Genomic DNA, 14,921 nt, shown 5'->3' with positions numbered 1-14,921 from the left:
ACCAGCTCCGCAAAATCATTGGGCGAAAAAAAGGCGAGCATTATAGGCCCAGAAGCGCCCGCCATGAAGCAAACAGACGACCAGCAGGGTATTTAACGGGCGAAGAGGCTCGCGATTGCGTTACATACCTTGTCGATATTCCCTTCATTCAAACCGGCCATGCATACCCGACCACTGCGCAGCATGTAAATGCCGTGAACATCTTTCAGTTCATCGACTTGCTGCGGGGTCAGACCGGTGTAGCTGAACATCCCGTTCTGCCTGAGGATAAAGCTGAAATCGTGGCCGGAGACCTTCTGCGCCAGCACCTCGACCAGACGCGTGCGCATGTCGATGATACGCAGGCGCATGGCCTCGACTTCGCCCAGCCACTGCTCGCGCAAGTGCGGTGTGTTGAGCACTTTCGACACCAGAAACGCGCCATGTGCAGGCGGGCTGGAGTAGTTGCGGCGCACGGTCGCCTTGAGCTGGCCGAATACGTTGGCAGCGGAGGCCGCGTCTTCACAGACCACCGACAGCCCGCCTACCCGCTCGCCATACAGCGAGAAGATTTTCGAGAACGAGTTACTGACCAGCGTTGTGATACCTGCGTTGGCCATCGCCCGGATGGCATAGGCGTCTTCGTCCATGCCTTTGCCGAAACCCTGATAGGCGATATCCAGGAACGCAATGAGCTGACGATCCTTGATCACTTCGATCAGGCGGTCCCATTGCGCCACCGTCAGATCGGCACCGGTCGGGTTATGGCAGCACGGGTGCAGCAGGAGGATGCTCTGCGCCGGCAGCCCCTGCACCGTGTCGAGCATGGCCTCGAACCTCACGCCACCCGTCTGGGCATCGAAGTACGGGTACGCGTTGACCTTGAAGCCCGCCCCGCCGAACAGCGCGTTATGGTTTTCCCAGGTCGGGTCGCTGACCCAGACCTGCGAGTCCGGAAACGCATACTTGAGGAAATCGGCACCTATCTTGAGTGCCCCCGAGCCGCCCACGGTTTGAATGGTGGCCACACGGCCTGCCTGAACCAGCGGGTGATCGGCACCGAACAACAGGGTTTGCACCGCCTGCCGATACGCCGCCAGGCCTTCCATCGGCAGGTACACGGACGCTGCCTGCTCGCCTTCGGCCAGTTGTTGTTGCGCCGTTGCTACACAGGCCAATTGCGGAATGCGGCCCTGTGCGTCGTAATACAGACCGATGCTCAGATTGACCTTGTCCGCACGCGAGTCCTTGCCAAAGGTCTCCATCAGCGAAAGGATCGGATCACCGGCGTATGACTCCACGTGGGCTAGCATGCAAACAACTCCTTCAGGCAATAAAATCAGGGCTGACTAATGTAGCAGCGTATGCACCGGAACGGGCAGTGCATCGAGTACATAGGGTCAACTGAATATGACTATCGCGACGAATAAAATCCGGACGCGATGATCAAAAGCGCAGCGCACCAAAAACCCAGGCAAAAAAAAGCGCCTGCACCGAGGTGCAAGCGCTTTTCTGTTACCGGCAGGCTTTTAGTGGAACAGCACTGCGGTTTTTTGCAGGGTAATCCAGACGCCCCACGCCAGCGGGATGCCTACGGCCAGCCAGGCGGCGATGACCAGCGGCTTGCTGCCTGCGGATGCTTTCCACTCCAGCGAAGTCGTGGCGTTGGCACCCTTGTCGTGACCGATGGCTTGTTCAGCCGCCAGCTCGGCGTCGGTCATGAAGTACTTGTCGGCAACCGGACGAATCAGCAGGTTGCAGATAAAGCCCAGCACCAGCAGACCCGAGAGGATGTACAAGGTGATGTCATAGGCATCGGCACGTGCAACACCGTGGGCGAGTTGGTACTCACGCAGGTAGTTGACCAATACCGGGCCGAGCACACCGGCCGCAGCCCAGGCAGTCAGCAGACGACCGTGGATCGCGCCGACCATCTGCGTACCGAACAGGTCAGCCAGATAAGCCGGAACTGTGGCAAAACCGCCACCGTACATCGACAGCACGATGCAGAACGCGGCCACGAACAGCGCGATGCTACCCATATGGCTCAGGGTCGGAACCGACGCATAAAGCAGGAAGCCCAGTGCGAAGAATACGAAGTAGGTTGCCTTGCGACCGATGAAGTCCGAGCACGAAGCCCAGAAGAAACGACCGCCGATGTTGAACAGACTCAACAGACCCGTGAAGCCGGCCGCGATCGCAGCAATGGCTTTCAGTTGGTCAGCATTGAGCTGGCTGAAGGTCAGGTCGACGCCCAGCAGTTTGCCAGCGAAGACTTCCTGCAGCAGCGGCGAAGCCATGCCCAGGATGCCGATACCGGCCGATACGTTCAGGCACAGCACCAGCCAGACCAGACGGAACTGCGGTGTCTTCCAGGCCACGCTGACGTGCACGTGACGGTTGGTGATCATCGAGTTCTTGGCCTTGGCAGCCGGAGCAGTCCAGCCCTCAGGCTTCCAGCCAGTTGGCGGAACGCGGTAGCCCAGTGCACCGCCGATCATGAAGATGAAGTAAATCACCGCCATCACCACGAAGCTCTGCCATACGCCCACGCTTTCAGCCGAAGCGAAGTGACCCATCAGAGCCGTAGCCAGCGGTGCACCCACCATCGCGCCGCCGCCAAAGCCCATGATCGCCATGCCGGTCGCCATGCCGCGCTTGTCCGGGAACCACTTGATCAGGGTCGACACCGGGGAGATATAGCCCAACCCCAGACCGATACCGCCGATCACGCCCGACCCCAGCCACATCAGCCAGATCTGGTGCGTATAAATGCCCAGTGCGGAAATCAGCAAGCCACCACACCAGCAAAGTGCCGAAACCACACCCGCCTTGCGTGGACCTGCGTGCTCCAGCCAGCCACCCCAAATGGCAGCCGAGCAACCCAGGAAGATGAAAAACAGCGTGTAGATCCAGCCCAGCATGGAGATCTGCCAGTCACAGGTCGACGCGAACATCTGCGCGAAAAAACCCATGTCCGGTGCGCAAGCGACAGGTGCCGTAACACCGATAGCCTTCGACAGCGGCAACCAGAATACCGAGAAGCCGTAAGCCATACCGATACAAAGATGGATGGCCAGTGCTGCAGGTGGAACAAGCCAACGGTTGAAACCTGGCTTGGCGATAATGCGCTCTTTGGACAAGAACGCAGGTTGAACGGCTGCGCCGCCCAAGGCTGTGCTTGTGCTCATTATAATTACCCCAATGTGTGAAGCTCGCAGATGGTCCGCTGGTCCGCCACAGACTCAGTGCCGAGCGGCCATGTCTGTTTTATCGGCAGGTTATCCGGATACGTGACAAAAAGACGCACCCTAGCCAGCAAAAACGGAGACTATCACTGTCTGATGGCAAATAAGCATCTCGCTACATGCTTTTTATTATCTATTTTCACACGTTAATCCACGTGCTCTATCGAGCCATAGATGCAACCAATTAAGCATTATCGAAAAGCTGCTTTGGGCTTAGTTGGGCGCGCACCTGTGTGGCTATTCGGCCGGTGCGCGAAGATTCGGAAGATATATCGAGACGAGGCGACGCACATTTTTCATCTGCTCTCAGGCGTAGTGGCGCACGGTGCCAGCGTCTTGAACCGGAGGCCGGACAGCAATAACGGTATCCGCAGCCCGACAGGCTCGTCAGAGCGGTATACTCGTGGGCTATTTTTGAACATCGACACAAGGACTCGCCCATGAAAGCGTTCGGCAAAATCCTGGGGCTGTTTATTCTCGGGTTGTTGCTGATCATCGTGGCTCTCGGCTTCGCCCTGACCCACCTGTTTGATCCCAACGACTACAAAGACGAGATTCGCCAGCTGGCACGCGACAAGGCCAACGTCGAGCTGACGCTCAACGGCGATATCGGCTGGAGCCTGTTTCCCTGGCTCGGCCTGGAATTGCACGACGCCCATGTCGCCACCCTGACCGCTCCCGATCAGCCGTTCGCCGATGTGCAGATGCTCGGCCTGTCCGTACGCGTCCTGCCATTGCTTCGTCGCCAGGTACAGATGAGCGACATTCGCGTCGAAGGCCTGAACCTGACCCTGCACCGCGATGAAAACGGTCATGGCAACTGGGAAGACATCGGCAAGCCTGCCGTGGCAAGCACTGAAACATCTGGCGAGACAACACCTGCCCCGGCTCCGGACGCGCCCAAAACGGATCGCCCTTCCCAGCCGATCCGCCTGGATATCGACAGCCTGACCGTCAACAACGCCCGCGTGGATTACAGCGATGCCCGAAAAGGCAGGACCTTCATGGCCGAGAGCATTCAGCTGAGTACCGGGCCGATTCGTGAAGCGTCCGATATCCCGATCAAACTGACGGCCTTTCTAAGCACCAACCAGCCCGTCGTGCGCGCCAAGACCGAGCTGGTCGGCGAGCTGCGCATGGACCGCGTGCTCAAGCGTTATCAATTCGAAGACATGCGCCTGTCCGGTGAAGTCGCCGGCGAGCCGCTGCAAGGCAAGACCGTGACCTTTTCGGCGCAGGGCCAGTTGCTCGTTGACCTGGCCGCCAATATCGCTGAATGGAACAGCCTCAAAGTCTCGGCCAACCAGTTGCGTGCACTCGGCGAACTGCGTGCCCGCGATCTGGACAAAACGCCACAGATCAGCGGCGGCCTGTCCATTGCCCAGCTCGATCTGCGCGCGTTCTTCGAGAACATCGGTCAGCCGTTGCCAGCCATGTCCGAGGGTGCGCTGAGCAAGGTTGAAATGGTCACGCGCCTGGCGGGTACGCCTACCAGCATTGCGCTGGAAAACCTAAACCTGAAAGTCGACGACAGCACCTTCACGGGTCGCATCGCCGTGGACGACTTCGCCAAACAGGCGCTGCGTGTCAAGCTCAAGGGCGATACCTTCGACGCCGACCGCTATCGTCCGGCTGAGAGCGAAGAAAGCAAAGGTGCCAAGGCCGCGCGCAAATCCGAGGTTCAGTCCGGTGAAGCCGCCGCTGCTGCGGGTGATTCACCGCTGCCCGAACAACCGACCAAGGCCGCCTGGAGCACTGCCAGGCTGCTGCCGCTGGAGCGCTTGCGTACGCTGGATGTCGAGGCTGACCTGAGCTTCGGCAAACTGACCCTGAACAAACTGCCCATCGACAACGCAGCGTTCAAGACCCAGGCCAACGGTGGCCTTATCAAGGTCGATACGCTGAGTGGCGACCTGTACAACGGCAACTTCGAGGTCAAGGGCAATCTGGATGCGCGTCCGGACACGCCTGTGGCCACGGTGCAGACGCGCATTGCCAAAGTACCGGTCGAACGCATTCTGGAAAGCCAGGGCCAGACGCCGCCAGTGCGTGGCCTGCTGAACCTCGACAGCAACCTGACCGGCACAGGCAACAGCGAAAAAGCCCTGATCGACAGCCTGAACGGCACCGCCAGTTTTGCGCTCAATAACGGCGTACTGGTCAATGCCAACCTGGAGCAGCAGCTGTGCAAGGGTATTTCGATCCTCAACCGCAAGACGCTTAGCGGCGAACCGCGCGCCAAGGACACCCCTTTCCAGCAGCTCAACGGCAATCTGGTGGTACGCAACGGCGTGGCCAGCAATCCGGACCTCAAGGTTCGTACGCCGGGCATGGCCGTCAACGGTAACGGCGACGTCGACCTGCGCGTACTGGGCATGAATTACCGCGTCGGCATCATCGTCGAAGGCGACAAGAGCGATATGCCGGACCCGGCCTGCGAGATCAATCCGCGCTTTGTCGGCATCGAGTGGCCGGTGCAGTGCCGCGGCCCGCTGGAACTGGGCGCCAAGGCTTGCCGTCTGGACAAGGAAGGTGTCGGCCAGATCGCTGCGAAACTGGCGGGCGACCGGATCAGCGAGAAGCTCGAGGACAAGCTGAACGACAAACTCGGTGACAAGGTCAGCCCCGAGCTCAAGGACGCCCTCAAGGGACTGTTCAAGCGCTAGGGCAACGTGAACTGCTCAGGAGCGCCCTCGCGGCGCTCCGCTGGCACGACCGTTCATATCACCACTCATATCCAGACGAGAGCCCTCCAGGCCATGCAACCCGAACAATTCTCCAGCGCCGTGCTGGACTGGTACGACCGTCATGGCCGACATGACCTGCCCTGGCAACAAGACATCACGCCGTACCGGGTCTGGGTGTCGGAAATCATGCTGCAGCAGACCCAGGTCAGCACCGTTCTGAATTACTTCGACCGCTTCATGGAGGCCCTGCCGACCGTGCAGGCGCTGGCCGACGCGCCCGAGGACGAAGTGCTGCACCTGTGGACCGGGCTGGGTTACTACACCCGCGCCCGCAACCTGCAGAAAACGGCAAAAATCGTGGTCGCCGACCATGGCGGCGAGTTTCCCCGCGATGTCGAAAAACTCATTCTGCTGCCCGGCATCGGCCTGTCCACCGCTGGCGCGATTGCCAGCCTGAGCATGGGCATTCGCGCGCCGATCCTCGATGGCAACGTCAAACGCGTGCTGGCGCGTTTCACCGCGCAAGAGGGCTACCCTGGCGAACCGAAGGTGGCCAAGCAGCTGTGGGCCACCGCTGAACGCTTCACGCCGCGCCGCCGGGTCAACAACTACACCCAGGCGATGATGGACCTGGGGGCCACACTCTGCACCCGCAGCAAACCGAGCTGCCTGCTCTGCCCGCTGGAGCGCAGTTGTGAGGCGCACATGCTAGGCCTGGAAACGCGCTACCCGATCCCCAAGCCGCGCAAGACCGTGCCGCAGAAACGCACACTCATGCCGATGCTCGCCAACGAAGACGGCGCGATCCTGCTTTATCGTCGCCCTTCCAGCGGCTTGTGGGGCGGTCTGTGGAGCCTGCCGGAACTGGATGACTTCGATGACCTTCAGCACCTGGCCACCCAACACGCGCTGCAACTGGGCGAGCACCATGAACTGCCGGGGCTGATCCACACTTTCAGCCACTTCCAGTTGAGCATCGAACCCTGGCTGGTCAAGGTCCAGGAGTCCACCGATCACGTGGCCGAGGCCGACTGGCTCTGGTATAACCTCGCCACCCCGCCACGCCTGGGCCTTGCCGCCCCGGTGAAAAAGCTGCTCAAACGCGCAGCCGACGTATTGAACGCAGGAGAGTCGTCATGACCCGCACCGTAATGTGCCGCAAATACAAAGAAGAACTGCCCGGCCTGGAACGCGCCCCGTATCCGGGCGCCAAGGGCGAGGACATCTTCAACCACGTCTCGCAGAAAGCCTGGGCCGACTGGCAGAAACACCAGACCCTGCTGATCAACGAGCGTCGCCTGAACATGATGAACGCCGAAGACCGTAAATTCCTCCAGACCGAGATGGACAAGTTTCTCTCCGGCGAAGAATACGCCCAGGCCGAAGGCTACGTTCCCCCCGAAAAATAAAGCGTTTCACGCAGTGAAGGTCGTAAGCGTCGGTAATAATTCAAATTTTTTAAAAAACACGCTTGACGACCTCCTGAAAAACACGTCTAATGCGCCCCGTTGCCCAGATAGCTCAGTCGGTAGAGCAGGGGATTGAAAATCCCCGTGTCGGCGGTTCGATTCCGTCTCTGGGCACCACCTTTCGTTTTCAGGTGATGCCAAGCACACCTGAAAACACACAAGAAGCCCGCCTCGTGCGGGCTTTTTGTTGTCTGGTTTTTTGAATGACAGACGTGTCTGCACCCTGCGCGCGCAGAAGAGACCAGTAGAATCAGACTAATGCACGTGTCGACTCTTCCTGCGCCGCACGTCGGCCGCCATCCGGCTTATTCGCTTGCCCGCATTTCGCGGCGCGTGACAAGGTAGCCAAGCCTCGGCAAACCAAAACCCGCTAATTCCAAAGGCTCCAAGCGCGACGCCTCAAGCGGAAAATAATCATTATTTACGACGCAAGGACGACACCCTACTATGGTGTCACCTATAAGGATTATAGGTAGCCTGAAAAACAGGCAGCCCTTGTGGAGCAAGCAGCAACTTGAGGATCTTGTTCATGTCCTGGCAAGAGACTCCTCCAAAGTCGTTTTTCGCGAGCATTGCCTGGATCGCCTCTATGAGCGCGGCATAACCGCCACGGAGGCCCTGAGATGCCTGCGTCGAGGAGCAATCATCCGAGGGCCTACGTACAGCGAGAAGCATGGCAACTTCGAGTTCCGGATGAGCGAGCTCGCGCCGAGAGATGTTGTCTGCATGGTAGTAGCCGTCAATCCAAGTCCTGAGCCTGACGAGCTTTTCGCAATTACGGTGTGGGAGGTATGAAAATGTACAAATATAAAGGCAGTGGACTGGACGGCATCTTCTTGAAAAATGGTTATACGATCCTCGAAACGCCATACGGCGAAGGTGTGAAGATCGAAGATATCGACGGACTTCATCGAGCGATAGCTGTGGATATCATTGGCCAGAAAACGCCAATGACCGGGCGTCAGTTTCGCTTTTTGAGAAAGGAGCAGGATCTCATTCAGGAGGAGGCTGCAGCCATTTTCCGGGTCGATGTGCAGAACATTGCCAACTGGGAAAAGCGCGAATCTCAAGAAATACCGGGACCAGCTGACGTTGCCATGAGGGCTTTTTACGCTGCCTATATCCACGCCAATTTTGGTCCGATCATCTTCGAACGAAATGCACAACCCCACGAAGGAGCCGCGTTCGAATTGGACGGAACACAGTGGAAAGAGTCCGAGCTGAAAGTCGCTTGACTCACAGGGTGATTAGTCTGGCGGCATGTAAAGGTGCCGTTCAAGGCAACACTTCAGAAGATCACAACAGCCTTCTGCTACTCATACCCGCCATCCAGAGCCCTGCCGCCCCCATCCCATTGAACTAATTTTCCCCGCCCACCCTCGAAGCCATACATTTGCTTCCACAAGGAAAATTCCGTGCTCAAGTTAACTGCCTCCGCCCTCATCCTCGCCGCCACTCTGGGTCTGGCTGCCTGCGACAGCAAATCCGAACAGAAGGCACAGGACGCTCAGGCGCATCAGGAGAAATCCCAGGAGAAGATGGAGTCTGCTCAGGACAAAGTGAACGAAGCGGCCAAAGAGAACACCGTAGCGGCCAAGGATAAAGCCGAGTCCAAGGAAGCGGCTGCCGAAGAGTCGAAGACCTTCGTGCCGACCTCCGAAGTGACCAACACCATTCAGCCTGAAAAAAAGTAAAACAGTGAAAACTCTTCACAAAGTTTTCACAGCGGCCGCGTCATTGTAGAGCTGCTCCCAAGTGTGAATCCTTAAGCCCGCTCCCCCATCGCGGGCTTTTCTTTGTCCGGAATTTGGCGAGCAGCCCCTCTGCGCGCCAGTCCCGCACTCATTGCCGCATGCTTTTGTCGACAAATCAGCTCCGCGCGCGTCTCTGGCGCCAAAAAATACTTGATTTATTTTTTCAATTGTTGCGATGCGCATTCATGCTGCAGCCTTTCGAGTCGATAGCCTCATCACAGTAGGTCCGCAAACACACCGAGGGGCACGTTATGTTCGGAAATAAGAACAAAGCTGAGCTGACGGCCATGAAGGCCCAGGTAGATGGACTCAACGGACTGACAAGCGCGCTGGAAAAGTCGATGGCGGTGGTCGAGCTGAGCCTCGATGGCAAGATCCTCCGGGCCAACGATAACTTCCTTGCGGCGATGGGCTATCGCGCCGAAGAGCTGGCAAGCAAGACGCATCGCGACTTCTGCGAACCGGAGATGCTCCGCAGCCGCGAGTATGCTGACCTCTGGGCATCCCTGAAGGCCGGGAAATTTATCTCCGGCACCTTCAAGCGCGTTGGCAAGAACGGTCACAGCGTCTGGCTTGAAGCCAGCTACAACCCGGTCGTTGACGCGCAGGGCAACGTCGTCAAGGTGGTCAAGTACGCCTTGGATGTCACCGCACGCGTGATGCTGGAGAACGAAACCAACAGCAAGCTGGCAGCGGTAGACCGCGCGATGGCTATCTGCGAATTCGAGCCCAACGGCAATGTGATTACGGCCAACAACAACTTCCTGAACGTCATGGGCTATGCGCTGAACGAGATCAAGGGTAAACACCACCGAACCTTCTGCGAGCCGGCACTGGTCAACAGCCCGGAGTACGCCGAGTTCTGGCGCAAGCTGAACCACGGCGAGTTCATCGGCGACCAGTTCAAACGCATCGGCAAACAGGGTCGGGTTGTCTGGCTGGAAGCGACGTACAACCCGGTTTTTGATGTCGACGGCAAACTCTACAAAATCGTCAAGTTCGCCAGCGACATCACCCACCGCGTTGAAAAACAGGAAGCGGACGCACACGGTGCATCGCGCGCTTACCATATCTCGGCAGAAACCGAGAAAGTGGCCGAACAGGGAACCCTGGTCATTCAGGACACGGCGCGGGAGATGCGCCAGATCTCCGAAAACATCGGTGCATCGGCGAAGCTGGTGAGTCAGCTGGGTGATCGCTCCGAGCAGATCACCGCCATCGTCAACACCATTCGCGGCATTGCCGATCAGACCAACCTGTTGGCGCTCAACGCAGCCATCGAGGCGGCTCGGGCGGGTGACCAGGGCCGCGGGTTTGCCGTGGTGGCCGACGAAGTCAGGCAACTGGCGGGACGTACCAGCGGCTCGACCACCGAGATTGCCGAAATGATTGGCAAGATCCTCGCCGAAACACGCGAAGCCGTGGCAAGCATGGGCGCGACTCAGGAAGGAGCCATTCGCGGTGTGATACTGGCAGACCAGGCCGGGCAGGTCATCGTGCAGATCCGCGATGGCGCAAGCGATGCGGTCGAAGCCGTCAGCATGTTCGCCAACCGCATGGATGAAGCCGAAGCGTTCGCAAAGCCGGGCAAACGGTGACGCGTCGGTAACACCCCGCAAATCAAAAACCCGCGCGCTGCGGGTTTTTTATCGCCCACCAATTACCGCACAAACCTTGGTTATCGGGCTCGTCTGCGCTTCAATAGCGGCCATTGCACCTCACGCCAGCCAAAGGACCGCTCATGGCCTCGCCAGACAAGCAGCAAAAACGTGCCAAGCGCGCAAAGATCAAGGCCAAGCAGAACCGCTCGGGCAAGGCTGCAACCAGCCTGGTTCATCCGGTGTTTGCCTCGGCACTGGTCAACCAGCCGTTCGATGACGTCGAACTCGACCTCAATACCTTCGACTTCAGCGACATTGTCGAGAACGGTTTTGACCCGGCTGACTACGACGACCTGTTCACGGCCATGAAGCAAGCGGAGGCCATCAGCCAGCTCGCGCTGTGCGTCGTCTTCCTGCAATACCCGGTGCTGGCACTGGTGATTTCCGAGGAGGACGAAGACCCGGCCACGGACTTCATGATGGGCCTGCTTATCGTGTACCGCGCGATGTACCACGATGAGGACGAAGACAGTGCAATCGAGTGGATCGAAAGCCCTGCCTTCCAGAAGGATTACACGCTGGCGTCCGACCTGCTGATGAAGAGAGACACCAGAGCCGCACGCTGATGCAAGCTCGTGCCAATGCATGATATTGGCACGAGCATCATCCGCTAAGGGGCGCGATCAACCCAGCGCAGCAGCGCCCACGCGACCGGCCTTGCGGCGACGCGATACGATCAGGCCAGCGCCGATCACCAACAGGCTGAGTACGCCGGTGGCGATGATTTCGAGGCGATGCTCTTCCTGCAGCAGCATGATGGTCAGCACCGCGACGATGAACGCGATCACAGCCCAGGTCAGCCATGGGAACAGCCACATCTTGAAGTCGATGGCCTCGCCTGCAGCAATGCGCTTCTGGCGCATACGCAGCTGCGACACCGCGATCACCAGATACACCAGCAGTGCGATGGCACCGGAGCTGGCGAGCAGGAAATCGAATACGGCCGCAGGCGCGATGTAGTTGGCGAACACGGTCAGGAAAGCCGCCGCAGTCGACATGAGCACCGCCCAGTGAGGCGTACCGCCCTTGCTGGTGCGCTTCGACACGGCAGGTGCATCGCCGCGCTTGCCCAGCGAGAACAGCATGCGCGAAGCGGTGTACAGGGCCGAGTTCAGGCAGCTGGTCACAGCAACCAATACCACCAGGTCAACAATCAACTTGGCGTTCGGAATGCCCATTGCATCGAGCACGGTCTGATAAGAACCCACCTCGGCCAGGCGCGGGTCGTTCCACGGCACCAGCGACACCACGATGAAGATCGAAACCAGATAGAACAGGAAGATCCGCCAGATCACCGAGTTGGTGGCCTTGGTGATCTGCTTGCCAGGGTTCTTGGACTCGGCCGCTGCGATGGTCACGATCTCGGTGCCCATGAACGAGAACATGGTGGTCAGCATCGCTGCCAGCACTGCGCCCATACCGTTGGGCAGGAAGCCGCCGGTGTCGAACAGATGGCTGACACCGCTGACGTCGCTGGTGGGCAGCAGACCGAAGATCGCCGCAACACCCAGCACCACGAACGCAATGATCGCCACGACCTTGATCAGCGCGAACCAGAACTCGAATTCACCGTAGTTCTTCACGCTGAACAGGTTGGTCGCCGTCAACACCAGCGTGATGACCAGCGTGAACATCCAGATCGCGATGTTGGGGAACCAGGCGTGCAGGATGGTTGCAGCAGCGTTGGCCTCCAGTGGAATCACCAGCACCCAGAACCACCAGTACAACCAGCCTATAGTGAAACCGGCCCAGTGACCGATAGCGCGGTCGGCATAGGTTGAAAACGAACCGGTGTCAGGCGAGGCAACGGCCATTTCAGCCAGCATGCGCATCACCAGCACCACCAGCGTACCCGCAGCGGCATACGCCAGCAGCACGGCAGGGCCGGCTTCGGCAATCGCGTGGCCGGAGCCGACGAACAAACCGGCGCCAATCACGCCAGCAATCGACAGCATCGTAATGTGTCGAGGTTTCAGCCCTTGTTCGAGCTCGGAAGAGTTAGCGGTACTGCTCATAAAACCACCTGTGCAAGACGAGCGAGGCACACCGGAGCGTTACGTAAAAAGAAACCTACGGTGCCGTTCTTTATATTTGACGCAAGAATTGCGCCAAAATATTTCGAAAACGACGTCGCTTAGAGAATACGAGGCCTGTGGCTTGAACCGTGAAGCATGCAAGACGATGGCTTTTCTTAGCTGTCTGTAGGATTTGTTACCAAACGCCTCAGATTCGTCTACATGCACGCACCAAAAATGCCCCAAACCTTCTTCCAAGCGCAAACATGGTGCAGAAATCAGACCGCCGCTCAGCAAATGCTACTTCCAACACCAGGCCAAAGCTGGCAACATCGCGCCTTTTTCGCGCACGCCCCTGTTTTACAGGGCATCATGCTTGCCTTCTTGCGACCGTCCGCTGCCCGGATGAGACAACCCGTCGAGCGCCTCCACGCTGGACGCCAGACGTCGATGGTTGTCCTTTAAACGCTGTGCTAGCTTGGCGTTCGCTGGCAGCAGCGCGCACACTTCAATGAGGACCCCACATGGCCGAGGCCACGCCCGCCCTGGAAATCCGCAACCTGCACAAGCGCTACGATCAGCTTGAGGTGCTCAAAGGCATCTCGCTGACGGCTCGCGACGGCGACGTCATATCGATCCTCGGCTCCTCCGGTTCCGGCAAGTCCACGTTGCTGCGCTGCATCAACCTGCTGGAAAACCCGCATCAGGGCCAGATTCTGGTGGCCGGCGAAGAATTGAAGCTCAAGGCCGCGCGCAACGGCGACCTGATTGCCGCCGATAACCGGCAGATCAATCGCTTGCGCAGCCAGATCGGCTTCGTGTTCCAGAATTTCAACCTGTGGCCGCACATGAGCGTGCTCGATAACATCATCGAAGCTCCGCGTCGCGTGCTCGGTCAGAGCAAGGCCGAGGCCATTGCGGTGGCTGAAGAGTTGCTGGCCAAGGTCGGTATCGCCGACAAGCGCCATGCCTACCCCGCGCAACTTTCCGGCGGACAGCAGCAACGCGCCGCCATTGCGCGTACGCTGGCCATGCAACCAAAGGTTATCCTGTTCGACGAGCCGACCTCGGCCCTCGACCCGGAGATGGTTCAGGAAGTACTCGGCGTCATCCGCGCACTGGCTGAAGAAGGCCGGACCATGCTGCTGGTGACCCACGAAATGAATTTTGCACGTCAGGTATCAAGTGAAGTGGTGTTTTTGCATCAGGGAATGGTCGAAGAACAGGGCACACCGCAGCAAGTGTTCGAAAACCCGCTGTCGGCAAGGTGCAAACAATTCATGTCGAGTCACCGCTAACGGAGCAACACCCATGCAGTCGTACAAAAAGATCTTGCTGATCGCAGCGGCCACCCTTGCCTTCAGCGGCAGTGCCTTTGCTGAAACAATGAAAATGGGCATCGAAGGTGCCTACCCGCCGTTCAACAACAAGGACGCGAGTGGCCAGGTGGTGGGCTTCGACTATGAAATCGGCCAGGCCCTGTGCGCCAGGATGAAGGTCGAGTGCGAAGCGGTGACGTCAGACTGGGACGGCATCATCCCGGCGTTGATGGCCAACAAGTTCGACTTCCTGATCTCGTCGCTGTCGATCACCGAAGAACGCAAGCAGGTGGTCGATTTCACCAACCCGTATTACTCGAACAAGCTGCAATTCATCGCGCCGAAAACCTCCTCGGTCGACGTATCGAGCACTGAAAAAGCCAAAGAAAGCCTTGCCGGCAAGTCAGTGGGTGCACAGCGCTCGACACTGGCCGCCACCTGGCTGGAAGACAAGCTCGGGATCATGGACGCCAAGCTCTATGACACTCAGGAAAACGCCTTCCTCGACCTGTCCTCCGGTCGCGTCGACGCCATGCTGGCCGACAAATACGTCAGCTTCGAGTGGCTGAAAAGCGAAGCGGGTCAGAACTTCGAGTTCAAGGGCGAGCCTGTCGTTGAAGACGACAAGATCGGCATCGCCGTGCGCAAGGGTGACGACGCCCTGCGCGAGCGCTTGAACGCGGCCCTGAAAGAAATCATCGCTGACGGCACCTACAAGAAGATCAACGACAAGTATTTCCCTTTCAGCATCCTCTGATTCACCTGACCGCGTCGCCGCCGCTTCCTGTC

At 58.6% G+C, this 14,921-nt stretch carries 12 protein-coding genes and 1 tRNA gene; 10 read left to right on the top strand and 3 right to left on the bottom strand.

The window, feature by feature from the left end; genetic code table 11:
* Positions 1-92 precede the first annotated feature (92 nt).
* Positions 93-1,292 (bottom strand): amino acid aminotransferase, encoded by a 1,200-nt coding sequence (locus tag ACW55A_RS15165; protein WP_003434710.1) that lies wholly within the window; start codon positions 1,290-1,292, stop codon positions 93-95.
* Positions 1,293-1,508: 216 nt separating this feature from the next.
* On the bottom strand, positions 1,509-3,170 hold the full coding sequence (locus tag ACW55A_RS15160; protein ID WP_032609691.1) for an OFA family MFS transporter: 1,662 nt from the start codon (positions 3,168-3,170) through the stop codon (positions 1,509-1,511).
* A 497-nt stretch (positions 3,171-3,667) separates the two neighbouring features.
* Between ACW55A_RS15160 and ACW55A_RS15155 the strand changes: the two genes are divergently transcribed.
* The 8 genes from ACW55A_RS15155 (at position 3,668) to ACW55A_RS15120 (ending at position 11,364) form a co-directional block, all read left to right on the top strand.
* Entirely contained in the window at positions 3,668-5,893 is a 2,226-nt protein-coding gene (locus ACW55A_RS15155) for an AsmA family protein (RefSeq protein WP_455808558.1), read from the top strand.
* 93 nt (positions 5,894-5,986) lie between these two features.
* The gene (gene mutY / locus ACW55A_RS15150) at positions 5,987-7,054 is read left to right on the top strand and encodes an A/G-specific adenine glycosylase (RefSeq protein WP_455808557.1); all 1,068 of its coding nucleotides are present in this window, start codon (positions 5,987-5,989) and stop codon (positions 7,052-7,054) included.
* Positions 7,051-7,323, top strand: coding sequence for an oxidative damage protection protein (locus tag ACW55A_RS15145; protein WP_002555777.1), 273 nt, complete (start codon positions 7,051-7,053; stop codon positions 7,321-7,323). The genes mutY and ACW55A_RS15145 overlap by 4 nt, the downstream gene beginning before the upstream one ends.
* 101 nt (positions 7,324-7,424) lie before the next feature.
* Positions 7,425-7,500 (top strand) — tRNA-Phe (locus ACW55A_RS15140).
* A 674-nt stretch (positions 7,501-8,174) separates the two neighbouring features.
* Positions 8,175-8,618 carry a helix-turn-helix domain-containing protein gene (locus ACW55A_RS15135; protein ID WP_498811412.1) on the top strand — a complete coding sequence of 148 codons (444 nt, stop codon included), beginning with the start codon at positions 8,175-8,177 and terminating at the stop codon, positions 8,616-8,618.
* 180 nt (positions 8,619-8,798) lie between these two features.
* Positions 8,799-9,077, top strand: a complete 279-nt coding sequence (locus ACW55A_RS15130) for a hypothetical protein (protein ID WP_498811411.1) — start codon at positions 8,799-8,801, stop codon at positions 9,075-9,077.
* A gap of 311 nt (positions 9,078-9,388) precedes the next feature.
* On the top strand, positions 9,389-10,735 hold the full coding sequence (locus ACW55A_RS15125; protein WP_003434729.1) for a methyl-accepting chemotaxis protein: 1,347 nt from the start codon (positions 9,389-9,391) through the stop codon (positions 10,733-10,735).
* Positions 10,736-10,878: 143 nt separating this feature from the next.
* Positions 10,879-11,364 (top strand): hypothetical protein, encoded by a 486-nt coding sequence (locus ACW55A_RS15120; protein WP_003342242.1) that lies wholly within the window; start codon positions 10,879-10,881, stop codon positions 11,362-11,364.
* A gap of 57 nt (positions 11,365-11,421) precedes the next feature.
* Here ACW55A_RS15120 and gabP read toward each other — a convergent pair whose 3' ends face one another.
* Positions 11,422-12,813, bottom strand: coding sequence for a GABA permease (gabP, locus tag ACW55A_RS15115; RefSeq protein WP_248688171.1), 1,392 nt, complete (start codon positions 12,811-12,813; stop codon positions 11,422-11,424).
* Positions 12,814-13,337: 524 nt separating this feature from the next.
* Here gabP and ACW55A_RS15110 point away from each other — a divergent pair.
* Positions 13,338-14,111, top strand: a complete 774-nt coding sequence (locus tag ACW55A_RS15110; protein ID WP_003318317.1) for an ABC transporter ATP-binding protein — start codon at positions 13,338-13,340, stop codon at positions 14,109-14,111.
* 13 nt (positions 14,112-14,124) lie between these two features.
* Positions 14,125-14,889, top strand: a complete 765-nt coding sequence (locus tag ACW55A_RS15105; RefSeq protein WP_498811410.1) for an ABC transporter substrate-binding protein — start codon at positions 14,125-14,127, stop codon at positions 14,887-14,889.
* Positions 14,890-14,921: the final 32 nt, after the last annotated feature.

This window comes from Plantibacter cousiniae (nom. nud.) (assembly GCF_977070315.1).
This window is presented reverse-complemented; position numbering and strand designations above follow the sequence as displayed.